The sequence below is a fragment of the Marinimicrobium locisalis genome (genome assembly GCF_039822625.1).
Lineage (GTDB): Bacteria > Pseudomonadota > Gammaproteobacteria > Pseudomonadales > Cellvibrionaceae > Marinimicrobium > Marinimicrobium locisalis.
On sequence record NZ_JBDLLG010000004.1, the window covers coordinates 36785 to 61370 of the forward strand.

The following is a 24586-nucleotide window of genomic DNA, read 5'->3' on the forward strand; positions in this document are numbered from 1 at the left end:
CAATTATTCGTCTCCGCCCTCATCTTCTTCTACCAGAGACTCGCCACTGTCTTCGTCCTCTTCAATGCGCTCAACTCCGCGCAAATGCTCACTTTCTTTCAGTCGAATCAGACGCACGCCCTGGGTGTTACGGCTCAACACCGAGACTTCGTCCACTCGGGTGCGTACTAGGGTGCCTTGGTCGGAAATCAGCATAATTTCTTCACCGTCGAGTACCTGCACGGCACCGACCAGCGCCCCGTTGCGCTCAGTGGTCTGCATGCCGATCACGCCCTGGGCACCGCGACCCTTGGTGGGGAACTCTTCAACCGGGGTGCGTTTACCATAGCCTTGCTCGCTCACGGTAAGCACCTGCCCGCCTTCCTGCGGAATAACCATGCCCACCACTTCGTGCTCATCATCCATGCGGATGCCGCGCACGCCGCGGGATACTCGACCCATGGCGCGGACATTGGACTCTTTAAAACGCACTGCCTTACCGCTGCTGGAGAGCAACATCACGTCGCACTCACCGTTGGTGACCGCGGTAAAAGACAACGAGTCGCCCTCGTCCAGTTCGATGGCTTTCAGGCCGACACTGCGCTGGCGGGAGAACTGATCCAGGGAGGTTTTCTTCACGGTACCGCGACGGGTTGCCATAAAGATAAAGTGGTCGGCGTCGTAGTTCTTCACCGGCAATATTGAGGTGATGCGCTCGCCGTCTTCCAACGGCAGCAGGTTCACCACCGGGCGACCGCGGGACTGACGTCCGGCCACCGGAATCATATAGACCTTGAGCCAGTATACTTTGCCGGCGTTGGTGAAACACAAGATGGTGTCGTGGGTACTGGCAATCAGCAGGTGCTCGACAAAATCCTCATCCTTCACCGAGGTGGCGGATTTGCCCATGCCGCCCCGGCGCTGGGCCTGGTAATCGTCCAGCGGCTGGCTCTTGGCATAACCGTTGTGAGAAATGGTCACCACTCGGTTTTCTTCGGCGATCAGATCTTCGGTGGTCAAGTCCAGTGTCGAGGCGGTAATTTCGGTGCGACGATCATCGCCGTAATCCCGCATTACCTGCTCAAGTTCTTCGCGAATCACTTCCAGCAAGCGCTCGGGGTCGTTGAGAATCTCCAGGAAGCCGGCAATCTGCTCCAGTTTTTCTTCGTACTCGGCCAGCAGCTTGTCATGCTCCATGCCGGTCAAGCGGTGCAGGCGTAAATCCAAAATTGCCTGAGCCTGGGCCGGCGACAGGTAGTAGCGCCCGTCGTGAACACCAAATTGCTCGCCCAGGTCCTCGGGCTTGCAGGCGTCATCACCCGCGCGCTCGAGGAAAGCGCTCATCTCGCTGGTTTCCCAGCCGCGAGTCATCAGCCCCTCTTTGGCTTCCGCCGGCGAGGGGGAGGCCTTGATCAACTCAATGACCGGGTCGATATTGGCGATGGCCATCGCCAGGCCTTCCAGAATATGCCCGCGCTCGCGCGCCTTACGCAGCAAGTAAACAGTGCGGCGGGTGACCACTTCGCGGCGGTGGCGAACAAAGGCTTCCAGCAGTTGCTTCAGATTGAGCAGCTTGGGCTGGCCGTCCACCAGGGCGACCATGTTGATACCAAATACGGTTTGCAGCTGGGTCTGAGCATAGAGGTTGTTCAGCAGCACTTCCGCCGACTCGTTGCGCTTGACCTCGATCACCACGCGCAGGCCGTCCTTGTCCGACTCGTCCCGCAGCTCACTGATACCGTCAATTTTCTTGTCTTTCACCAGCTCGGCGATCTTTTCGATCAACCGGGCCTTGTTCAACTGGTAGGGAATCTCGGAGATGATGATGGTCTCGCGACCGGTCTTGGCATCTTCCTCGACTTCCGCCTGGGCGCGCACATAGATGCGCCCCCGGCCGGTCCGGTAGGCCTGAACAATACCCGCCCGGCCATTAATCATGGCGGCGGTCGGGAAATCCGGCCCTGGAATGTGCTCCATCAACTCATCGATGGTGATCTCTTCATTATCGATCAGGGCCAGGCAGCCGCGCACCACCTCTTTGAGGTTATGTGGCGGAATGTTGGTGGCCATGCCCACCGCAATACCCGAGGAGCCGTTTACCAGCAGGTTGGGGATGCGGGTGGGCAGGACGTCCGGAATACGTTCGGTGCCGTCGTAGTTGTCGACGAAGTCCACCGTCTCTTTGTCCAGGTCGGCCAGCAAGTCGTGAGCGATCTTGGCCATGCGCACTTCGGTGTAACGCATGGCGGCGGCGCTGTCCCCGTCGATCGAACCAAAGTTCCCCTGCCCGTCCACCAGCGTGTAGCGCAGCGAGAAAGGCTGGGCCATACGGACCACGGTGTCATAGACGGCCGAATCACCGTGCGGGTGGTATTTACCGATCACGTCCCCCACCACACGGGCGGACTTGAGGTAAGGCTTATTCCAGTCGTTTTTGAGCTCGCTCATGGCGAAAAGCACGCGCCGGTGCACGGGCTTCAGACCATCGCGGACATCGGGCAGCGCCCGGCCCACAATGACGCTCATGGCATAGTCGAGGTAGGACTGTTTGAGTTCGTCTTCGATATTGACGGGTGAAACTTCTTTCGCTAATTCGCCCATGGACTCGCTGAGTTCCTTATTATCAAACGTCGGAAGAGCGGCCACCACGACGGCGTGGCCTATCTCGGCGGCCGGAGCCCCGGCGGGCCCTGTTAGCGCCCGCCACAGGCCCCTGAGGCCTACCGCACAAAGGGCGGAATATTACCACAAAAACGGGCTAAGGGGGTGATTTCAGGGCGTTTTTCAGGCAAGCTGCGCCTTGCCGCCGGGGCGGAGGCCAGATCCAGGAAGGTGCGGCTTTGACGTTCTGCATGCCGCCGGGCTTGAGGGTATACTGGCCGGCTCGGGGTAAGCCCGGTCTTGGACGAACCCCGGTCTTGGACGAATGATGTACACAGGATTCTCTATGCCAGCTCCCGAAACCGTCAGCTTGATCATCAACGCCCGCTGGATCGCACCAGTCATCCCTGAGGACCGGGTTTTTGAAAACTGCGCGCTGGTCATCCACAAGGGGCTGATCCAGGCACTGGTCCCCCAGGAAGAAGCCGCCAAGCGCTACAGCGCCGAGCAGGAGGTGTACCTGGGGAACCACTTGGTCATCCCCGGCCTGATCAACGCCCACGGGCACGCTGCCATGAGCCTATTGCGTGGCTACGCCGACGACCGCCCCCTAAAAACCTGGCTCGAAGAGCACATTTGGCCCGCCGAGGACCAGTGGCTGAGCGAGGACATGGTGCGCGACGGCGCCGAGCTGGCGATGGCGGAAATGATTCGTTCGGGCACCACCTGCTTTAGCGACATGTACTTTTTCCCCGAGCAAGTCGCCCAGGTAGCTCAGCAGGCCCACATGCGGGCGCAAGTGAACTTTCCGATTTTCGATGCGCCCAGCGCCTGGGGCCAAGGCCCGGAAGATTACTTCCGCAAAGGCCTGGCACTTCACGATGACTTTCGCGCCAGCCAGCTGATTCAAATCGGGTTCGGCCCCCATGCCCCCTACACCCTCTCCGACGAACCGCTCCAGCGGGTGGCCACGCTGGCCCAGGAACTGGACGCCACGGTACAGATTCACCTGCACGAAACGGCTCAGGAAGTTGAGGAGTCCATCCAGCAGCACGGCAAACGCCCCATACAGCGTCTAGCGGACCTGGGGCTGCTCACACCCCTGACCCAGTGCGTACACATGACCCAGGTGGATGACTCCGACCTCGCCCTCCTTAAAGAGAGCGGCGCACAGGTCATTCATTGTCCCGAGTCCAACCTCAAGCTGGCGAGCGGCTTTTGTCCGGTTCAGAAATTGCTGGAGGCCGGAATCAACGTCGCCCTGGGCACCGATGGCGCCGCCAGCAATAATGACCTTGACCTGCTGAGCGAAATGAAAACGGCCGCCCTGCTCGCCAAGGCCGTCTCCGGCTCGCCCGAGGCGGTGAATGCGCACACCGCGCTGCGCATGGCAACACTGAACGGGGCTCGCGCCCTGGGGCTGGAAGATCAAATCGGCAGCCTTGAGGTGGGAAAGTCAGCCGACATTACCGCCATTGAACTGAGCGATCTACCCTCTCAGCCCGTACATCACCCGGTCTCACAATTGGTCTATACCAATTCCGGCCACAAAGTCAGCCACGTATGGGTCACCGGCCGCGCGCTCATGTTGAGCCGGCAGCTACAAACACTCAATGAGCGGGAGCTGATAGGCAAGGCACGCTGGTGGGGCAAACAGATCGGATAGCTACTTTACCGTCGGGAGAAATGAAATGAGCAATGTCGACGCGGCGGAAGTCGCCAAATTCGAAGCCCTGGCCAGCCGCTGGTGGGACCGGGAAAGTGAGTTCAAACCCCTGCACGACATCAATCCGTTGCGCGCCAATTTCATCGACGAACATTCGCCGGTGGCGGGGAAAAAAGTGCTGGATGTGGGCTGCGGCGGAGGCATCCTGGCCGAAGCGCTGGCCCAACGCGGTGCCGAGGTGACCGGTATCGACATGGGCGAGGCCCCGCTGGGCGTGGCCCGCCTGCATGCTCAGGAATCCGGCCTGAGCATTGACTACCGCCAGATCACCGCCGAAGCCATGGCCGAAGAGGCCCCCGGCCAGTTCGACGTGGTGACCTGCCTGGAGATGCTCGAACACGTGCCCGACCCCGCCTCGGTTATCGAGGCCTGCGCCCGACTGGTCAAACCCGGGGGCCACGTCTATTTCTCCACCATCAACCGCAACCCGAAATCCTACGTGTTCGCCATTATCGGCGCGGAGTATGTGCTGCAACTGCTGCCGCGCGGCACCCACGACTATCGCAAATTCATCCGGCCCTCAGAGCTGTCCCGCTGGATGCGCGCGGCCAACCTGGAACTCAAAGTCCTAACCGGTATGACGTATAATCCCTTGACCAAGCGGTACAAACTGGACAAGCATGATGTCAGCGTCAATTACTTGCTCCACGCCCGGCACGTGGGTTAAGCCAGCGTCCATACAACAGAAGTTTTTCAATGACCTTATCCAAAAATATCCGCGCCGTTCTCTTTGACCTGGACGGCACTCTGCTGGACACCGCCCCGGATTTCGTGGTGGTGGTCAACCGGCTCCTGGCGGAATACGACCGCCCACCCCTTCCGGCCGAAACCATCCGGCGCAGTGTCTCCAATGGCGCGCGCGCGCTGGTGTGCCTGGCCTTTAACATCGACCCTGAGCACACCGATTTCGAGCCTTTGCGCGTGCGGTTACTGGAAATTTACAGTGAACATTTGGCCGTACACACGGCATTGTTTCCGGGACTGCAGGAGGTGCTGGACCAGCTGAACGAGTGGAGCATTCCCTGGGGCATTGCGACCAATAAACCGGCGGCGTTTACCATACCGCTGATGGAGCAGTTGGATTTGAAGCCGGCATGCGAGTGTATTATTTGTCCGGATCATGTCGCGGAGCGCAAGCCGCATCCGGAGTCGCTGCTGTTGGCGGCAAAGAATTTGGGCTGTGAGCCGGAGCATATTGTTTACGTTGGAGATCACCGGCGGGATATTGAGTGCGGTCAGCAGGCGGGCTCGGTGACGATTGCGGCGGCCTATGGTTATATCGAAGACGACGATGATGTGGATTCGTGGGGCGCCGATTACCGAGTGGAGCACGGATCGGAGATTCTGGGGATTTTGAGGGGCTTGGTTGAGCCTTTGGTCGAAGCTTAGGGTTTGCTCGTCGGAGTCCGGTCCGGGGTGGTGTGTACCCGTTGGAGACCCGCCGTGGATACATCCCTGTAGGCTTCTCATCGGCATCCATGCCTCAGAGAGTCTCCAACGGGTACACACCACCCCGGACCTCAGTGCCAATAGCGACCGATCAACGAGTCGTCACCCTACAAAAATTAGGTTGTGGCAATGAGGTGCGGAGAGGGGGTATACCGTTCATCGACTCTCTGAGGCATGGATGCCGATGAGAAGCCCCCATGGATGGGTTCACGGCGGGTCGATGAACGGTATACCCCCTCTCCGCACCGGGCTAGACGCAAGCACAAAAGCTGAAACGTATATTGGAAAAGAGTTAACACATGAAAGTACCAGAGAACTACCAACCCGCGCCGAGTTTATTGAAAGACAAAGTTATTGTTGTGACCGGAGCGGGCGATGGCATTGGTCGGGTGGCCGCGAAAACATTCGCTGAATATCGGGCCACCGTCGTACTGCTCGGGCGTACCCTGGCCAAACTTGAGCGCGTTTACGACGAAATCGAAGACGCCGGAGGGCCGCAACCGGCCATCTACCCCATCAACTTCGAAGGCGCCACCGAAAAAGACTACATCGACCTCAGCGACGCCCTCCACAAAGAATTCGGAAAAATCGACGGACTGCTGCACAACGCCAGCGAACTGGGCGAACGCACCCCCCTGGCCAACTACGCCCCCGATACCTGGCAGCGAGTCATGCAAGTGAACGTCAACGCCCCCTTCCTGATGACCCAAGCCCTACTCCCCCTCATGGAAACAGCCGAAAGCGCCAGCATCGTCTTTACCAGCTCCGGGGTGGCACAGCGGGGACGGGCATTCTGGGGGGCCTACGCCGCCTCCAAAGCCGCGCAGGACAACCTCATGCAAACCCTGGCCGACGAGCTGGGCGGGGCGCTGAATGTTCGGGCCAACAGCATTAACCCCGGCGCCACGCGTACCCGGATGCGGGCCGCCGCCTACCCGGCCGAAGACCCCAACACCCTACCGGCGCCGGAAGAGCATATGCCTCTGTACGTCTATTTAATCAGTGAGGATTCAGCGGGGGTGAACGGCGAGATTTTTGCCACCAAGTAAGCCCTAGTGGGCGTTATGCTCCTGCATGGCTTGCAGGAGCGATGCCTCCGCGCGGGACAGACCGCAGCGACGGGCGACTTCGTCCACATCCACTCCCATGCGGAACAGCTGGTTGGCTTCGGTGTAGGGAAGGTCTTGCGAGGAATCCGCGCCCGGTGCCGAGGCCCCACCGCCCTGTGCCACGCGCTTTTCCATGGCTATTAACCGGTTGCCCATGCCAATGGCGGCACTATTGGCCACCGCCAGTTCGTTCTCCAGACGGCGGTGGCTGGCGCGAACCTGTTCCACCCGCTGGCGGCTCGCCCGCAACGCGCTAAACGCGACCGCCAGGGCCAGCACGCTGAGCGTCAGACTGGCGATCACTCCCCATAGCATCCAGCTCATTGAACACTCCCCCAATCAACAACCGAACGCGCCAGGGCCCACACCCCGGCCCACCGGCAAGGCGCGTCGAAGGCGGTTTGTATGTTATTCGCTGGGCGTCTCACCGATTTAGATTTCGTCCAACTCGGCCCACTCTTCATTGGTGAGCAGTTTATTGAGCTCGATCAGAATCAACAACTCATCGTTTTTGTGGCAGACGCCCTGAATAAATTTGGCGCTCTCCTCATTGCCGACGTTGGGAGCCGTTTCGATTTCGGATTGGTTCAGGTACACCACCTCGGCCACACTATCGACCAGAATACCAATCACATGGTTGTCGGTCTCGATAATGACGATGCGGGTATTGTCCGTAATCTCCCCTTCCGGCAAGCCAAACCGATGGCGGGTGTCGATGACGGTAACCACGTTACCCCGCAGGTTGATGATGCCCAGCACGTAGGAAGGCGCTCCGGGGACCGGCGCGATTTCCGAATAGCGCAGCACCTCCTGCACCTGCATGACGTTGATGCCATAGGTCTCGCCATCCAGGCGGAAGGTCACCCACTGCAGGACCTGATCGTCCCCCTCGTTGGAGCTCTTGTTACTGGTTTTTGCACTGGTCTGAGTCGCCATACATCAAGTCCTCAAAATATCTTGCCTGTTCGGGTCGGGTGCCACCGAATTCTATCTGCGCTTTCTATTTGCGCTTTCTACCTGCATGCTCTATTCGCACTATAGTCGATTCGACCCTTCCTTGCCCCGTCCATGTCGTCATTTTCTTCATTCTAAGCGCGCTTGCGGTCTGCTTCCATGAGTAACTGCCCTACCTTGGGAATATCCAATAGCGCGCACATGTAGTCTTTAACGGTGCCCGCGAGCCACGGCCGGCGGCTGCGTTCGGACCGCCATTTCACGTCCTCCGGGTTCAGGCTAATGGGCTGGTTGACCGAGTCCACCGCCAGCCCCCAGGGTACCCCATCAATGGAAATCACGTACTGGGCGGTTTCCAGGAAGCGCTCATCGTAGCGCTCGGGCATCACGAACTTAGCCGTGTTCACCGTGCGGATTTTACCCCCGGGCGTCGGCAACAGCCCCATGAACCAGTCCGCCTGGCCAAACAGAGGAGTCAGTTCGTCAGTCAGCGGCTGAATTTGGCCCAGTGCGATCAAAGGCACCGCCAACGTCAGCCCGGAGACCTTAAACAACAGGACATCGAACCGCTCCTGCGCCCAAGCGGGTCTTCCATTTTCCAGCCACTCAACCTCCTTCATGCCGGTCGGCATAGCCGCCATGGTGGGCTCGGGTTCCGCGGGCGCCTCCGGCGCTGGAACCTCCCGGGGCGCTTCGACTACCTGAGGCGCGGGGGGTTCTGGTGGCGCCACCGGGCGGGGTGGCGTCGGTGTCGCTACCGTGGTTTTAGCCTCGGGGTCCACCACCACCGGGTCGCTGATCCGGGGGGGCGCGGCCTGTTGGGCGCGCGCGCTGTAGAGCAGTTTTTGCAACCGTTGGCGCTGCTCTTCTTGCGGATCCGCGTACTCGATCTCCGGCCCGGTCAAAAGCTCATCCATGTAGGCCTGAAGCACTGCCCGGGGATTTTCCTCGCGAGAACGGCTCATGGTTTCGCTCCCGGCACGTCCGGTTCCTTTCGCATCAGCCATTTGTACAAAGAGCGGTAGGCTTCCACCCCTCGACTGTCGGCGTCGAATAAGTGTGGCGGCACGCCAGCCTTGCTGGCGTCGCGGAACTTGGTGTCCACCGGAATCATTCCGGGCCAAACCTGGGTCGGGTAACTGTTTCGAATACTGAGCAAACTGCTCACCGAGGCTTGCGTGCGACGATCAAACATCACGGGGACCACGTGGTACTCCAAGGGTCGCTTTCGAGACCGTGTCATCATCTCCAGGGTATTGATCATACGCTCCAGCCCCTTCAGCGCCAGAAACTCGGTTTGAACCGGTAGCACCAAGCGCTGGGCCGCCGCCAGGGCGTTAATCATCAGCACGCCGAGCAGCGGCGGGGTATCCACCAGCACCAGGTCGTAGTCATCGTACACCTGAGTCAGCGCTTTGGTCAGCACGAGCCCCATTCCCTCTTGGCCCACCGCATGACGCTCCAGCGTGGCGAGCGCGGTGGCGGCCGGGAGCAGGTGCAGGTTTTCGTAATCCGTCGGCACGATCAACTCGCGTACCCGTTCGGGGGTGAGGTGTTTGCGCTCCTCGAACAGAGTGAAAACACTCTCCCGTGCGGCGTCGGGATCTTGACGAAGGTAGGTGCTGAGAGACCCTTGGGGGTCCAGGTCCAACAACAGAACGCGCCGCCCCTGCTCGGCCGCCAGGCCGCCCAGGGCAACGGTGGTGGTGGTTTTTCCAACCCCACCTTTTTGATTAGCTACACTCCAGACGCGCAACGATTGCGATCCTCAAACGGTAATGAACTGACAGTTTTTTGGCTCCCACCGGGCCGACAACCGTATTTAGCCGATATACGTCGCCATTAACGGTATGGTTCAGCAAGGCATGTGCCAACCTGCTCCCCATCACTCTCGGGGTAAATCCGGGTCACTACTGAACAGCAGGCCCCCGCCATCCAACTGAACCGGTTCAATGGGGGCTGAAGTATCCTCCTGGGCACCCGGCACATCAGGGCCCCGTGAGTTGTTATCGGCACCGTCCCGGCCTTCTTGAGCCGAAGCGCCGCTGTCCGGCTCCCTCGGCGGCAAAAACCCCGGGTCGGTGTCATCCAGAGCGGCGCTGGGGCGTGGTACCGCTTCCCGGGCGATCATCAAGGACACTCGGCGGTTCTTGGCGCGCCCTTCGGGCGTTTCGTTGTCGGCGGCGGGTTGGTGTTCGCCATAGCCGACGGCGGACAGTCGTTGCGGCCCTACTCCCGCGCCGGATAGCAACTTGACGATGGCACTGGCACGGGCGGCGGACAGCTCCCAGTTACTCGGGTACCGTTGGTTGCGAATCGGTTGGTTGTCCGTATGCCCTTCCACCTGCACCGGGTTGTCATACTCGGCCAGCAGCCGCGCCATTTCCGAGAATATATCCCGCGCCCGGGCACTCAACTCCGCGCTGCCGGACTCAAACAGGATGCTGTCCCGCAACTCCACTTGCAGCCAGTATTCGTTGGCATAGACTTCCAGCAGGTCCTCCCCCACCAATTCGGAGAAACGGCTGCTGATCCGCCGGGCCAGCTCCCCTAGCTCCCCCAGTTCACCGTCTTCGGCCGTTCCGCCGGGGTGGCCCAGACGGGGCTGTTCAGTGTCTCCGCGAGCATCCCCCCGGATATCAATCGCTGAGGTTGACGGGGAGAGCGCGGGCTGGCCCACCTGTATCGGGTCAATAGCCCTGGCCGGTTCGAACGCCTCGATGAGAGTGCTGGACAAAACCCGGTACTTACTTTCGTTTACTTGAGAGATGGAGTACATCACCACAAAGAACGCGAACAACAGGGTGATAAAGTCGGCGTAGGAAACCAGCCAGCGCTCGTGGTTGACGTGAAGTTCTGTGGGTCGGCGGCGTGGCATTTAGGGGACCACCTTCTACCGTTGCAGGTAGCCGTTGAGTTTCATCTCAATGGCGCGAGGGTTCTCGCCATCGGCGATGGCGATAATGCCCTCTATCATCAGTTCCCGGTAATGGGAACGCTCATTGATACACATTTTGAGTTTATTGGCGATGGGCAGTAAAAACAGGTTGGCGAGGGCCACGCCGTAAATGGTGGCCACAAAAGCCACGGCGATGCCGGGCCCCAGCTGCTCCGGGTCCGCGAGGTTCCGCATTACATGGATCAAGCCCATCACGGCACCGATAATACCGATGGTGGGTGAATAGCCCCCCATGCTTTCGTAAAAGCGCACCGCATCCTGGTCCCGCTGTTCGCTGAGCACCAGTTCATTTTCCATGACTCGGCGAATCACCTCCGGTTCGCTGCCGTCCACCATCAGTTGCAGACCCTTTCGGGCGAAGGGGTCCCGCTCATTGTCGGCAATCTGCTCCAACCCGAGCAGGCCCTGCTTGCGGGCGGTGACCGACCAGCTCACCAGTTTGTCCATGCCGCCCCGGAACGCATTCACCGGTGGACGAAAAATCCAGGGGAAAATTTGCAGGGCTCGTTTCAGGTGCACCTTGGGAGTCTGCAACATGGCCGCACCCACGGTCCCGCCGACCACAATCAAGGCCGCCGGCCCGTTTAGCAGGGAAGAGAGCGTGCCCCCCTCGATAAAGTTGCCACCCAGCAGCGCGGCAAAGCCAATAATGACACCGAGGATGCTCAGGATGTCCATTTCAGCAAACCTCTCGAGCCAGACGAGGGCCGATGTCATTCAGGCTCAGCACCTTATCGGTTAACCCCGCCTTGGCCACCGCCATGGGCATGCCGTATATCACACAGCTGGCTTCATCCTGGGACCAAATGGTGGCTCCCTGCTGTTTGAGCATGCGGGCCCCTTCCCGGCCATCGGCGCCCATGCCGGTCAGTATTACGCCCAGCGTGCGGTTGCCATAATGTTTGGCGGCGGAGCCGAAGGTGATATCCAAGGAGGGCTTATAAGTCATGCGCTGGTCTTCAACAATCTTCACGCTGCCCCGACCGTCGAGCATCAGCTGTTTGCCTCCGGGGGCGAGCAGCGCCAAGCCGGGCGCCAGACTGTCCCCATCGGCCGCTTCGCGGACGCGAATCTGGCACTGACGATTGAGCCTCTCAGCAAACGCACGGGTGAAGTTTTCCGGCATGTGCTGGACCAGTACGATGGGCACCGGAAAGTTAGCGGGCAGGTTCACCAGCACGTCGGTCAACGCCACCGGGCCGCCGGTGGAGGCACCAATGACTAACAACTTGACGCTGCCGCGCGCCATTCTGGGCGCGGCGCGAACCGGTTCCCGCGGGGCGGGGGCCGGACGCTCTTTGGGAGCCGGGCGCTGCAGTTTTGTTGCCTCTCGAGTAGCCGAAGCCGACGCCTTGGCCTGTCGCCCCAGGGTCAATAGTCGCTCGTGCAACTTGTCACGCAGGACCTGGGCATTGCGCGAGATTTCCCCGAAATCCTTCGGCATAAAGTCCATGGCGCCGGCGGCCAGGGCATCCAGGGTTATGCGAGCGCCTTCATAGGTCAGCGAGGAGAACATCAAAATAGGCACGGGCCGATCGGCCATTATGTGCTTGACGGCGGTGATGCCATCCATCTCCGGCATTTCGAAGTCCATGGTCACCAAGTCCGGACGTAGCGAACGAGCCTGCTCGACCGCTTCACGTCCGTTTGTGGCCGTTCCTGCCACCGTCAAATCCGGGTGCTGATCGATCATCTCCTTCAGCCGCTGGCGAAAGAAATTCGAGTCATCTACCACTAACACCCTCAATGGCATTGTTCAGAACTCCTGACCATGAATAAATAACACTCGGCAACTTCGCCCCGAAGCCACCGCGGGGAAAATTTCGGCGTTATACCCCGCCGGCGTAACGTTTGAGCAGACCGGGAATATCGAGAATCAACGCCATGGTTCCATCGCCGGTGATAGTGGCGCCCGCCATGCCGGGCGTACCCTGCAACATCTTCCCCAACGGCTTGATCACCACCTCTTCCTGACCGATCAGTTGATCCACCACAAAACCGACCAAGCGAGTACCTATGGCCACAATAACCACGTGGGCTTCGCTTTCGCGCTCTTTGCGCCCCCCACTGATCAACCAATCTTTCAGGTAAAACACCGGAATGGCCCGGTCCCGGATGGTCACGCACTCTTGGCCGTCCACCGTATGGGTTTTATTCATGTCCATGTGAAAAATTTCCTGGACGCTGGCCAGGGGCAAGGCAAAGGCCTGCTTCTGCAGCATGACCATCAAGGTGGGCATAATCGCCAGGGTCAGAGGCACCTTGATGTTCAGGCGGGTCCCCACCCCCTTGGTGGATTGAATTTCGATGGTGCCGTTGAGCTGAGTGATTTTGGTTTTTACCACGTCCATGCCGACGCCCCGACCCGAAACGTCGGAAATTTCCGTCTTGGTGGAAAAACCGGGCGCAAAAATCAAGTTGAATGCTTCGGTGTCGGATAGCCGGTCGGCGTTGTCCCGATCCAGTACACCTTTTCCCACCGCGATGTCACGCAATTTGTCGGGATCCATGCCGGCGCCGTCGTCGGTAATGGACAGGAGAATATGGTCCCCTTCCTGCTCCGCCGCCAGAACGACTTTCCCGGCACGGGGCTTGCCACTGGCCTCCCGATCGTCAGGGAGCTCGATGCCGTGGTCCACGGAATTGCGTACCAAGTGAACCAGTGGGTCGGACAGCGCTTCGACCAGGTTTTTGTCCAGGTCGGTGTCTTCCCCCACCAACTCTAGATTGACCTCTTTTTTCAGGTTTCGAGCCAGATCTCGCACCACCCGGGGGAAGCGACCAAAGACTTTTTTGATCGGCTGCATTCGGGTTTTCATCACCGAGCTCTGTAAGTCGGCGGTAACCACATCAAGGTTCGAGACGGCCTTGGCGAGCGACTCGTTCTCAATGTCATCCCCAAGGCGAACCAGGCGGTTGCGCACCAGCACCAGCTCGCCCACCATGTTCATGATTTCATCCAGGCGCTGGGTGTCCACTCGCACGGTGGTTTCCACCGGGGCGGGCCCACCGTCTTTATCCGGCTTTCCGCCGGGTTTCGGGGCCGCCGCTGGCGGTTTGCCACCTTCTCCCGAGCCCCCTTGGGCCGGCTGGGGCGCGGCACTCGGTTTCGATTTTTCCGGCGCTGGCTTCTCCGGTGTTTTAGGCGCCGGGGTGGCACCTGTAGTGGCCGTGGGGCCTTTGCCCTTGCCGTGCAGCTCGTCCAGAAGGGACTCGAACTCATCATCGCTGATCAGCTCTCCACCGCCCTTGGCCTGTTTTTGGTCGCCAGCCGGTGGCGTTGCTTCCGCAGTTTGGGCCTTGGCGCCGGGCCCCTTGCCCTTACCGTGGAGCTCGTCCAACAACGCTTCGAATTCATCCTCGCCGATCTCATCGCCTTTTTTGCCGTCGCTGTCCGAGGCCTTGTCGGAAGCCGGTTCAGAGCCGGGGGCACTGGGGCCTTTGCCCTTACCGTGAAGTTCGTCCAGCAGCGCTTCAAATTCGTCGTCTTCGATCAGATCGTCCTTCTTGGAAGTTCCCGCAGCCGACGAAGCAGGCTTCTCACCGGAAGGGGCTACCGGCTTTTCATCGGAGGCGGCGGGCTCGTCGGAAATGGCATCCAGCAATTTCTCAAACTCGTCGTCGGTAATGTCGCCCGTCGGGGTCGGTTTTTCCGGCTCGGGCGCGGAGCCCTCGGGAGCGCCCCCGTCGATGGGTTCGCCATCCACCAGCCGCTGCAGGGTCTGGATCAAGTGCGGGTCCGGCGGGGACATGGCCTCGCCCCGGGAGATTTCGGCGTACTGTTGATTGATGGTGTCCAGGGATTCAAGCACCACATCCATCAGCTCCGAGCTAACCTGGCGCTGGCCGTTGCGCAAGACATCAAACAGGTTCTCAGTGAGGTGGCAACATTCCACCATCGGGTCCAGTTGCAGGAAGCCCGCGCCGCCCTTAACGGTATGAAAGCCACGAAAAATGGCGTTAAGCAGATCGGTGTCCTCGGGGCGCTGCTCCAACTCGACCAGCTGCTCCGAGAGCTTCTCCAGTATTTCGCCCGCTTCGACCAGGAAGTCCTGGAGAATTTCTTCGTCGTCACCGAACCCCATTCAGCGCTCCTATCAAACCTGTATCAACTGTTGTTGTCATCGTGGTGGATGCACTTTTTGCCAACTGGGCCCGACCGCGCGCCCTAAAAGCCCAGGCTCGAGAGCAAATCGTCCACTTCGTCTTGGCCGGACACCACGTCGGCTCTTTCCGTGGCCTTCATTTGCGGGCCTTCCCCGGAGCTTGTGTGGCTCTTCTTGGCCGTCTTCTCTTCACTATCGGCATCCAGAGGCAAACCTGTAATATCTTCTACCTGAGCCGCGATTTTGACCAGGCTAACCAGGTCCTGCTCGACATCGTTAATCAAACCGATCACCCGTTTGAGCACCTGGCCGGTCAGATCCTGGAAGCCCTGCTCCAGCACAATTTCCTGCATGTTTTTGCCAATTTGCTCGGTACCGGTTTCCATTTGCCACAGAAAGTTATCCATACGGTGGTAGAGCTGGCGGAATTCCTCGGGGCTCATTTCACGGCGTTTAAGCCGGGCCCACTCCTCGCGCAGCGAGCCGGCTTCCTGGCCCAGGTTGGTGGCGATGGGGGCGGACTCATCCACCATATCCATGGTGCGGTCCGCCGCCTTCTGGGTGAGCTCTATCACGTAATTCAGGCGATTGGAGGCGTCGCGAATCTCTGACTTTTCGATGTTCGGAGGCTCGGAGCTCAGGTCCCCGTCGACATTGAAATTGACGATGGCGTCATGCAAGCCGCGGGTCAGCCGTCCCACAGATTGGAAGATATGACGGTCTCGCACTTCGGTAATGGCATGAATCAGTTGGGAAGCGTCTTCGTACTGATTCTCCTGCAGGCGGTCAATCAGTAGTTTGGCGCACTCTTTCAGCTCGGTGATGAACGCTTCGTTTTCATGCAACTGGGATGTTGAAGCCATGGATAAGCCTTATTTTTACTATGATCCGGGGCGGGCCGCCGCCGGCAGCGCAGAGTTCACCCTACGCGCTCAAAGATCTTCTCAATTTTTTCCTTGAGAGCCGCGGCCGTAAAGGGCTTGACCACGTAGCCATTGACCCCGGCCTGGGCCGCTTCGATAATCTGGTCGCGCTTGGCTTCCGCCGTGACCATCAGCACCGGCAGGGACTTGAGCTTCTCGTCCTCCCGCACCGCGCGCAAAAGGTCGATGCCCGACATGCCCGGCATATTCCAGTCGGTTACCAGAAAATCAAAGTCGCCGCTGCGCAGCATCGGCAGCGCCGTCACCCCGTCATCAGCCTCGTGGGTATTGCTGAAACCCAGGTCTCTGAGCAGGTTTTTAATAATCCGTCGCATTGTCGAAAAATCGTCGACAATCAGGATTTTCATGTTTTTATCCAATGCAACCTCCGTCTACTCTGGCGGGAGTCAGTTCAAGAAGGGGAGCCGCCGAAAGCCGCCCCGTCTGATGTTCATTCTAGCAGCCTGTTAGCCCGGCGCTCGCCGGGGGAAGGCAAATTACCCACAATCCTCCGGCAGGTCAATCGCCGCCCTACCAGTCCGCCAGGCGGGTGCGCAGGCGCAGCGCGGCCTGGCTGTGAATCTGGCTAACGCGGGATTCACTCACGCCAAGCACTTGGCCGATCTCTTTGAGGTTCAGCTCTTCGTCATAGTAGAGCGCCAGCACGAGCTTTTCTCGTTCCGGTAGCTGGGTTATCGCCTGCGCCAGCGATTGCTTTAGGGCGGATCGTTGAACGCCCTCCAGCGGGCTGGCGTGGTCACTGCCGGGGCCCGCCATGCTAAGGGTAGTATCATCGTCCCCAAAGGTCTCTTCATAGCTGAACAGACGGCTGGCGCTGGCATCGCGCAGCATGGCAAAGTAGTCGTCCAGCTCGACCCCGAGCTCTTCGGCCACTTCGGCGTCCTGAGCGTCTCGGCCGGTGCGGCCTTCGACAATACCAATGGCTTCGCTGATACGCCGGGCGTTGCGGTGTACCGAGCGCGGCGCCCAGTCCCCACGCCGCATTTCATCGACGATGGCACCGCGAATCCGGATTCCGGCATAGGTCTCGAAACTGGCACCGCGGGAGGCGTCATACTTTTGGGCGGCTTCAAGCAGCCCGATCATACCCGCCTGAATCAGGTCTTCCACCTGCACGCTGGCGGGCATGCGCAACATCATATGATGGGCGATGCGCTTTACCAGCACAGCATAATCCTCGACCCGGATTTGGTTGCCAAGTTGTTGCGTTTTATCGTACATGGCTAATCCATTGGCTGTGGCCATTGTTAGCTACCTCGTCACACCCACGTCCGCCGCTGTATTTCAACGGCTGTTAGCCACCTGCAGCAGACGCTCCACAAAAAACTCCAACCGCCCGGTCGGCGCACTGGGAAGCGGCCACTGGTCCACCTCCCGTGCCAAATCCCGAATGGCCTGAGAAGCTTTCGCGTGGGGAGCGAACTCCAGCAGGGACTTCTGCTTCTGAACGGATCGGCGAACATTTTCATCAAAAGGGATATGCCCGACGTACTGCAGGGTGACATCCAGAAAGCGCTCGCACACACTATTGAGTTTGTTATACATGGATTGGCCCTCACGCGGCGTGCGAGTCATGTTAGCCACGACCCGAAACCGCTGAAGGCCGTGATCGCGGTTGAGAACCTTAATCAGAGCGTAGGCGTCGGTAATGGAGGAGGGTTCGTCACAGACCACCACCAGTACCTCGTTGGCGGCGCGGACAAAGCTAATGACGGTATCGGAAATGCCGGCGGCGGTATCCACCACCAGGATGTCCACCTGATCACTGAGTTCGCTGAACGCATTAATCAGGCCGGCGTGCTCTTTGGGCCCGAGCATGGTCATGCGCTGCACGCCGGACGCGGCGGGAACGATTTTAAGTCCCGAGGGGCCGTTGACCAGCACGTCCCGAAGGCTCATTTTACCGTCGAGCACATCGGACAGGGTGTGCTTGGCTTTGAGCCCAAGCAACACGTCCACGTTCGCCAGCCCAAGGTCGGCGTCTAGGAGCACGACGCGGCGGCGCAACTCCGCCAAGGCAATACTCAGGTTGACGGAAATATTGCTTTTGCCCACCCCGCCTTTACCGCCGGAAACCGCGATGACTTGAACCGGACGCATTTGACTCATCTGCCAATAAACTCCTCAAAATCCGCTGTAACCCCGGTACGGGGTTGGTATTTCGGCGGTGTTACGACACCGCCCGGGCGGCACCCTCGCCGGTGGTGGACCTAGACCCCCGGCCCGTCGTGGACGCATCCCTCCGACCGATCAAGCTCGCGGCCCGAGTCACCAGCTGGTGAGCGCGAGCCACTTCAATATCTCTCGGAATATCCTGGCCGTGAGTAGTATAGACGATTGGCACACCACCCTGCATAACCACACCCAGGGATTCACCCAGGCTGGCGCTTTCGTCCAGCTTACTCAGAATACACCCCTCCAGTCCGGCTTCACCATAGGCGTGAAGGGACGCCTTGAGCAGCGCGGGCTGGCTATTGCTGGGCAACATCAACAGGGATTTCACCTGAGGTTGAGCACTGAGGCTCGCCATCTGTTCTGTCAGCCGTGGGTCGCCCTGGCGGAAGCCGGCGGTATCGATCAGCACCAGCGAGTGCCGGCGCAGGCCATATAACACGGAATTCAGTGCTTGTTGGTCATCCACCACCCGAAGGGTAACTCCTAGAATGCGGGCGAGGGAGCGCAGTTGGTCGTGCCCGCCAATGCGGTGGGTGTCCAACGTTACCAGGGCCACTTCGCGCGGCCCGTGCTCCATGACGTAGCGGGCCGCCAGCTTACCAATGGTGGTGGTTTTGCCCGCACCGGTGGGGCCGACCAGCGCAAACACGCCGCCCTGGGCGACCGGATCACTGGCGTCGGCAGGCAACTGGCGAGCCAGGCTGGCCAGGGTGCCGCTCCAGGCTTGGGAAAGGTCTCTGGTCGGGCGGCTGCGCTCAAGCAGCGGCGCGACCACCTCCTCGGGCAAGCCCATCCGCTCCAGGCGGCGACCAACGCTGGCCTGAGCCGGTGTTCTGGAGGGCTGGCCCTTATGGCCATCACCCAGCATTTTGGACAGCTGCTCTTCCAGCAGAAAGCGCATTTCCGCCAGCTCGCTCTGCAACGTATCCAGCCGGTCATCCTGCTCGCCGGCGCTCGCCTGGGGAGCGGTCTGGACCTCGGACCTCGATTTTGGCGCGGCGACTGGTTGGCTCGGTTCATCTCGCAGCGGGTAACGCTCCGCCGCGCTCATGGGCCGTGCGCCGGAGAGTTGCTCTTCGGCACCTTCCAGCAGGGACCGTTTAATACGAATACCCGCGTTCACTCGCTGGTTGGGCTGCAAGTACTCCCGGGCTGAGGCCTCAAGGTCCCGCTCGACATTCTTTTGAGCCGCTTGGCGTTGAAGCGCCCGCTCGATGGCATCGGCGCGCTGCCGCCCGGTTTCCGCCGCGGTCGCTGTCTCGTCCACCGGCTCGTCGCTCCAGGGCGTACTCCCCTGGACGGGCGGCGCCTCGGGCGTACTGGGCGCGGCACGGGTGGTCAGCAGCTCCACACCGTCTTTAGTGCGGTTGCTGGAGAGGATGACCGCGTCAGGGCCCAGCTCCTGGCGGACCATTTCCAGGGCGCGTCTCATATCCGCCGCGAGAAATCGTTTCACCTGCATTGTCGTACTCCTCATTCAGCCGCTATTGCCGATTGTTGGGTTTGCCGGCACCCACGCTGGCATCAATGGAAATCTGTTTGTTGTCCGGGATCTCGTTGTATGCCAGGACGTTCATATCGGGCACGCTGTTGCGAGCGAATCGGGCCAACATATTGCGCAAAGGCCCTGCCACCAGAAGTACCAGCGGCTTGCCTGCCACCTCCTGCCTCTGAGCCGCTTCCATAAGAGACTGCTGTAAACGCTCGGCCAGGCTCGGCTCGATAAAGGCGCTGTCATCGGCGCCGGATTTTTGTGCCTGCTGAAGGGTATTCAGCAATAACTGTTCCAACTCGGGCTCAAGGGTGATTACCGGTAGCTCAGGCTCCTGCCCCACTATGTTTTGGACAATTTGGCGGGAAAGCGCCACGCGCGCCACCGCGGTCAAAGTGGCGGGATCTTGACTCTTGCCACCGTTGGCCGCCAAGGCTTCGGCGATGGAGCGCATATCCCGGATCGGTACCCGTTCACGCAACAGGTTCTGAAGCACCTTCAGCAACACATTGAGGCTGACCGTGTTGGGCACCAGTTCTTCAACCAGCTTGGGCGAGCTCTTCGACAACATATCCAGCAGTTTCTGAACATCTTCGTGCCCCAGTAGCTCCCAGGTGTGGTTCTGCAAAATTTGATTCAAATGGGTGGCCACTACCGTGCTGGCATCCACAACGGTATAACCCAAAGTCTGGGCCTTCTCTTTTTGGCCGGCATCAATCCAAACGGCGTCCAGACCAAAAGCTGGGTCTTTGGTTTTGGTGCCGTCCAGTTCGCCGAAGACCTGGCCGGGGTTAATCGCCATTTCCCGGTCCGGATAGACCTCCGCCTCCGCCAGCGCCACACCCATCAAGCTGATGCGATAACCATTGGGCAGCAAATCCAGGTTGTCGCGAATATGAACGGAGGGAATCAAAAAACCCATCTCCTGAGACAGCTTGCGCCGTACGCCCTTAATCCGCCCCAGCAACTCGCCGCCCTGCCCTCGGTCCACCAGGGGTATCAAGCGATAGCCGACCTCCAGCCCGATAATATCCACCGGCTGAACATCATCCCAATCCAACTCCGCGGACTCTTTCGAGGGCGGCAACGAGGCCTGCTGGCCACCACCGGGCGCGGACGGGGTAACCGAGGGCCCTCTCTCCACGGTTCCGCCCCCGGAGCCACCGCCCCGGGAGGACGGAAATTCTCGATCATCCTCCACCGGCTGAGGTTGTTGGCTGCGCCAATAAATAAAGTACGCCAACGCGCCACAGACCAACCCCAGCCCGAGAAACGCCACGTGGGGCATACCGGGAATCGAGCCCATAAGCAGCAACACCCCGGAGGCAATCGCCAGTGCCTTCGGGGTAGCAAACATCTGCCCCATAATCTGCTCGCGCATATCCTGGGAGCTGTTAACCCGAGTCACCAGAATCGCCGCCGAGGTAGAGAGCAACAGCGACGGAATCTGGGCCACCAGCCCGTCCCCAATGGTCAGCAGAATGTAATTCTGCAGCGCCGTGGCAAAGTCCAGATTGTGCTGAATCATGCCAATGCCGAGGCCGCCGATGATGTTGATCACCAGAATCAAAATACCGGCAATGGCATCACCCCGAACAAACTTGCTGGCACCGTCCATCGCCCCGTAGAAGTCCGCCTCACTGGCGACATCCTGACGTCGGGTACGGGCTTCTTCCTGATCGATCAACCCGGCATTCATATCGGCGTCGATCGCCATTTGCTTGCCCGGCATGGCGTCCAAGGTAAATCGGGCGCTCACCTCGGAAATACGCCCGGCACCCTTGGTCACCACGACGAAGTTGATAATCATCAAGATCAGGAACACCACCAGCCCCACGGCATAGTTACCACCGATCACCACTTCCCCGAAGGCCTGGATCACCTTACCGGCGGCGTCCCCGCCCTCGTGACCGTTGAGCAACACGACGCGAGTAGAGGCGACGTTAAGCGCGAGCCGCAAGAGCGTGGCGATGAGGAGGATGGTGGGGAACACCGCGAAGTCGAGCGGGCGCATGGCGTAGACGCCGACGAGCAGGACGACGATGGAGAGGGCGATGTTGAAGGAGAAGAAGGCGTCCAACAAAATCGGCGGCACGGGCAGAATCATCATGCCCAGCAGCATCAGCAGCAGCACGGGAATACCGATGTTGCCATGGCCGAGCCCACGTAGGTGGCGGAAGGCGGCCCGGCGGTCGATGTTGTTGAGCTGGCTAAAGCTGGGTAGTGCCATGGAGGTCGCTTTTTTGACGGTTTGTCGTATGTAAGCGACCTATCGCAAGAAGTGTACCAGTTGCCCCTTCCCCTTTACCTAATCTCTTAGTGGCAACCGGATTGTTTTACGCTCGGAGGCGGATGCGGTGTATACCCATGGGAGACTCTCTGAGGCATGGATGCCGATGAGAAGCCTACAGGGATGTATTCACGGCGGGTCTCCCATGGGTATACACCGTAGCCGCCGGAGGTTGATTCGGAGCTCCCCTACCTTGAATGTTCTTTTCTAGGTACGGCGGCTACGGGGTGTGGACTGTTCGGAGACCCGCCGTAAACCCATCCATGGGGGCTTCTCATCGGCATCCATGCCTCAGAGAGTCTCCGAACAGTCCACACCCCGCATCCGCCTCCGAGCGTAATTCGAGCTTTCTGCTTCGTTAGCCTTAAGTCTGTTTGGGTCAAAATAGTCAGTCATACCGCATATTTCTCGGGACCGGAATATTCCTTGGGTACTGGGGGCGGTCCCCCCTGCCCTTGCGGTAATTTCTCAGCTGGAACACATACGCCAACACCTGCGCCACCGCCATATACAAATCCGCCGGAATCTCCTCATCCAACTCCGTCGTATAATAAATCGCCCGCGCCAACACCGGCGACTCCATAATATCAATACCGTGAGCCCGCGCGATCTCCCGAATCTTCAACGCCGTCTGATCACCCCCCTTCGCCAACAACACCGGCGTCGACATCCCCTCCGGATCATACCGTAGAGCCACCGAATAATGCGTCGGGTTCGTAATCACTACATCCGCCTTCGGCACCTCCGACATCATCCGGCGCTGAGCCATCTCCCGCTGCAACTGGCGAATGCGGCTCTTCACCTCCGGCTTACCCTCCGTATCCTTCATCTCATCCTTTATTTCCTGCCGGGACATCTTCAGCTTCTGGCTGTTGTCCCAGATCTGAAACGGAATATCGATCGCCGCAATAGCAATCGTCACCGCCGCCAGGGCAATAGCGCCAACAATACTCAGCCAAACGGAGTTCTTAATGGCCGTCACCGCCTCCTGGTCCGACAACCGGATCATATCCTGTTGCTGGATGGCCAATAGCGCCACGGCAACGGCCATAATTAATATGACTTTGCCCAACGCCTTGGCCAGCTCCATCAGGGCCTTGAGGGAGAACATGCGCTTCAAACCCGCGAGGGGGTTCATGCGGCTGGGTTTGGGCGCCATGGATTTGGAACTGAAGAGCCAGCCGCCCAGCCCAATGGGCCCGGCGATGGAAGCGACCAGAAGCAGGGCCAGCACCGGCATCATGCTCAGAGTACCGTGGTAGAGGGAGGCGGCGAGGTGTTCGACCATTATTTCGGTATTGAAGACCGCTTCCCGCTCCAGGTCGAAGTTAAACTGAACGACTCCCGCCAGCTTGTGAGCCATGTAGGGGCCGAAGATCAGCAGGCCCAAGGTGCCGGCCAGCAGGATGAAGGTGGTGGTCAGTTCCCGCGAACGCGGGATCTGCCCTTCTTCGCGCGCTTTTTCCTGTTTTCGCGCCGTGGGGTCTTCTGTTTTTTCCTGACCGTTGTCGTTTTCTTCAGCCATCAGGGTAGACCTATCACTTGACGAACAATAAGGAACGCTTCTCGGCTGAACACTTCAAACGCGGGCAGGAAGGCGGGCAGGACCAGCCACATGACCAGTAGCCCGAAGATGAGTGTCATGGGGAAGCCGACGGTGAAGACGTTCATTTGCGGGGCGGAGCGGTTCATGGCGCCGAAGGCCATGTTGATGACCATGATGGCGGTGAACACGGGCAGTGCAATGACGAGTCCGGCGCTGAATAGCCAGGTTCCCATGCCGGCGATGCTGGCGAAGGCGCCGGGGCCGAGGCCGTCTCCGCCAATGGGGAGGGTTCGGAAGCTTTCGATCAGCAGCCCTATAAGGATTAGGTGGCCGTTGAAGTAGAGGAACAGGAGTGTGGCCAGCAGTAGGTAGAATTGGGACAGTACGCTGGTGGAGACGCCGGTGGATGGGTCGTTCATGGCGGCGAAGCCGAGGCCCATTTTCATGGCCATGAGTTCGCCGGCGAGGATGAATATTTGCAGGAAGACTTGGAGCATGAAGCCCATGGCGATGCCGATGAGGAGTTCTTTGGCGACGATGACCATGGCTTGCAGGGAGACGAAGTCGATGGCCGGGGGCGGCGGCAGCATGGGGACGACGAGTATGGTGGTGAAGAAGGTGAGTACGACGCGAATTCTGGCGGTGACGGTTTGGGCGCCGATGACGGGCATGGCGAGGAATAGGCCACCAATGCGCAGCATCGGCCAGATGTACTGTCCGATGAATTGCATCAGTTGTTGTTCGCTCAGTACCAGTTCGTTCACTTTCGCTCTTTGTATCTCTTAGAGGTTTTGCTTTGTAGAGAGTCCGGCTTTTAGAAAATCGAGCCTCTTAGAAAGCCCGGCTTCGCCATCGGGTGTATGGGTCCCGGACACGCCGTAAACCCGTCCCTGGGGGCTCGAATCGCGAGTCCCGCGCCCCACGGTCCGGGACCCATACACCCGATGGCGAAGCCTCATTTGAGGCTTTACGTTTGCTGGGTTCTTACCCGATTAAATTTGGGACGTTCGTGTACAGCCTGGTAAATAAATCCATAAATTCCGTCAGCAGCCAGGGGCCGGCGATCATGACGGAGGTGAGGGTCACAAGGAGCCTGGGTAGAAAGCTCAGGGTTTGTTCGTTGATCTGGGTGGCGGCCTGGAACATGCTGACCACCAGGCCGACGATTAGGCCGGGGCCGACGATGACGATGAGCATTAGCACGATCAGGAAGAGCGCGTCGGCGAAGATGTCCATGACGACTTCGGGGGTCATTG

General features: G+C 59.6%; 22 protein-coding genes. 4 read left to right on the top strand and 18 right to left on the bottom strand.

The annotated features are described in order from the left end of the window. Positions 1–3: 3 nt before the first annotated feature. Positions 4–2580, bottom strand: coding sequence for a DNA gyrase subunit A (gene gyrA, locus AAE514_RS04005; protein WP_347330220.1), 2577 nt, complete (start codon positions 2578–2580; stop codon positions 4–6). A 346-nt stretch (positions 2581–2926) separates the two neighbouring features. On the opposite strand from gyrA, the gene AAE514_RS04010 reads away from it, so the two are divergent. The 4 genes from AAE514_RS04010 (at position 2927) to AAE514_RS04025 (ending at position 6804) form a co-directional block, all read left to right on the top strand. Beyond that, on the top strand, positions 2927–4246 hold the full coding sequence (locus AAE514_RS04010) for a TRZ/ATZ family hydrolase (protein WP_347330221.1): 1320 nt from the start codon (positions 2927–2929) through the stop codon (positions 4244–4246). A gap of 25 nt (positions 4247–4271) precedes the next feature. Then, on the top strand, positions 4272–4973 hold the full coding sequence (gene ubiG, locus AAE514_RS04015) for a bifunctional 2-polyprenyl-6-hydroxyphenol methylase/3-demethylubiquinol 3-O-methyltransferase UbiG (RefSeq protein ID WP_347330222.1): 702 nt from the start codon (positions 4272–4274) through the stop codon (positions 4971–4973). Between the two features lie 29 nt (positions 4974–5002). Next, positions 5003–5695, top strand: coding sequence for an HAD-IA family hydrolase (locus AAE514_RS04020; protein ID WP_347330223.1), 693 nt, complete (start codon positions 5003–5005; stop codon positions 5693–5695). A 359-nt stretch (positions 5696–6054) separates the two neighbouring features. Next, positions 6055–6804, top strand: a complete 750-nt coding sequence (locus tag AAE514_RS04025) for a YciK family oxidoreductase (protein ID WP_347330224.1) — start codon at positions 6055–6057, stop codon at positions 6802–6804. A gap of 3 nt (positions 6805–6807) precedes the next feature. On the opposite strand, the gene AAE514_RS04030 is transcribed toward AAE514_RS04025, so the two are convergent. From AAE514_RS04030 to AAE514_RS04110, 17 genes are all read right to left on the bottom strand, one after another. Beyond that, entirely contained in the window at positions 6808–7188 is a 381-nt protein-coding gene (locus tag AAE514_RS04030) for a DUF2802 domain-containing protein (RefSeq protein WP_347330225.1), read from the bottom strand. A gap of 108 nt (positions 7189–7296) precedes the next feature. Continuing rightward, on the bottom strand, positions 7297–7800 hold the full coding sequence (locus AAE514_RS04035) for a chemotaxis protein CheW (protein ID WP_347330226.1): 504 nt from the start codon (positions 7798–7800) through the stop codon (positions 7297–7299). 152 nt (positions 7801–7952) lie between these two features. After that, entirely contained in the window at positions 7953–8783 is an 831-nt protein-coding gene (locus AAE514_RS04040; RefSeq protein ID WP_347330227.1) for a chemotaxis protein CheW, read from the bottom strand. Beyond that, a complete protein-coding gene (locus tag AAE514_RS04045) occupies positions 8780–9574 on the bottom strand; it encodes a ParA family protein (RefSeq protein ID WP_347330228.1) in 795 nt (264 codons plus the stop codon). Before AAE514_RS04045 ends, AAE514_RS04040 begins: the two co-directional genes overlap by 4 nt. Positions 9575–9703: 129 nt before the next feature. Continuing rightward, a complete protein-coding gene (gene motD / locus AAE514_RS04050) occupies positions 9704–10696 on the bottom strand; it encodes a flagellar motor protein MotD (protein WP_347330229.1) in 993 nt (330 codons plus the stop codon). Positions 10697–10711: 15 nt separating this feature from the next. Continuing rightward, positions 10712–11455: a flagellar motor protein gene (locus AAE514_RS04055; RefSeq protein ID WP_347330348.1), complete on the bottom strand. Its 744-nt coding sequence runs from the start codon at positions 11453–11455 to the stop codon at positions 10712–10714. A gap of 1 nt (position 11456) precedes the next feature. Next, positions 11457–12530, bottom strand: a complete 1074-nt coding sequence (locus tag AAE514_RS04060) for a protein-glutamate methylesterase/protein-glutamine glutaminase (RefSeq protein ID WP_347330230.1) — start codon at positions 12528–12530, stop codon at positions 11457–11459. A 76-nt stretch (positions 12531–12606) separates the two neighbouring features. Further along, positions 12607–14862 (bottom strand): chemotaxis protein CheA, encoded by a 2256-nt coding sequence (locus tag AAE514_RS04065; protein WP_347330231.1) that lies wholly within the window; start codon positions 14860–14862, stop codon positions 12607–12609. An 83-nt stretch (positions 14863–14945) separates the two neighbouring features. Continuing rightward, complete coding sequence (locus AAE514_RS04070; protein WP_347330232.1) at positions 14946–15746, bottom strand: protein phosphatase CheZ; 801 nt, start codon at positions 15744–15746, stop codon at positions 14946–14948. A gap of 56 nt (positions 15747–15802) precedes the next feature. Beyond that, positions 15803–16186 carry a chemotaxis response regulator CheY gene (gene cheY / locus AAE514_RS04075; protein ID WP_347330233.1) on the bottom strand — a complete coding sequence of 128 codons (384 nt, stop codon included), beginning with the start codon at positions 16184–16186 and terminating at the stop codon, positions 15803–15805. 151 nt (positions 16187–16337) lie between these two features. Next, the gene (locus AAE514_RS04080) at positions 16338–17048 is read right to left on the bottom strand and encodes an RNA polymerase sigma factor FliA (protein WP_347330234.1); all 711 of its coding nucleotides are present in this window, start codon (positions 17046–17048) and stop codon (positions 16338–16340) included. 63 nt (positions 17049–17111) lie between these two features. Beyond that, positions 17112–17936, bottom strand: a complete 825-nt coding sequence (locus AAE514_RS04085; RefSeq protein WP_347330235.1) for a MinD/ParA family protein — start codon at positions 17934–17936, stop codon at positions 17112–17114. 61 nt (positions 17937–17997) lie between these two features. Beyond that, positions 17998–19464, bottom strand: a complete 1467-nt coding sequence (flhF, locus tag AAE514_RS04090) for a flagellar biosynthesis GTPase FlhF (RefSeq protein WP_347330236.1) — start codon at positions 19462–19464, stop codon at positions 17998–18000. Between the two features lie 22 nt (positions 19465–19486). Continuing rightward, the gene (gene flhA / locus AAE514_RS04095) at positions 19487–21724 is read right to left on the bottom strand and encodes a flagellar biosynthesis protein FlhA (RefSeq protein ID WP_347330237.1); all 2238 of its coding nucleotides are present in this window, start codon (positions 21722–21724) and stop codon (positions 19487–19489) included. Between the two features lie 448 nt (positions 21725–22172). Beyond that, a complete protein-coding gene (gene flhB, locus AAE514_RS04100; RefSeq protein WP_347330238.1) occupies positions 22173–23309 on the bottom strand; it encodes a flagellar biosynthesis protein FlhB in 1137 nt (378 codons plus the stop codon). Next, positions 23309–24094: a flagellar biosynthetic protein FliR gene (fliR, locus tag AAE514_RS04105; protein WP_347330239.1), complete on the bottom strand. Its 786-nt coding sequence runs from the start codon at positions 24092–24094 to the stop codon at positions 23309–23311. The genes flhB and fliR overlap by 1 nt, the downstream gene beginning before the upstream one ends. A 220-nt stretch (positions 24095–24314) precedes the next feature. Then, complete coding sequence (locus AAE514_RS04110) at positions 24315–24584, bottom strand: flagellar biosynthetic protein FliQ (RefSeq protein ID WP_347330240.1); 270 nt, start codon at positions 24582–24584, stop codon at positions 24315–24317. Between the last annotated feature and the right edge of the window lie 2 nt (positions 24585–24586).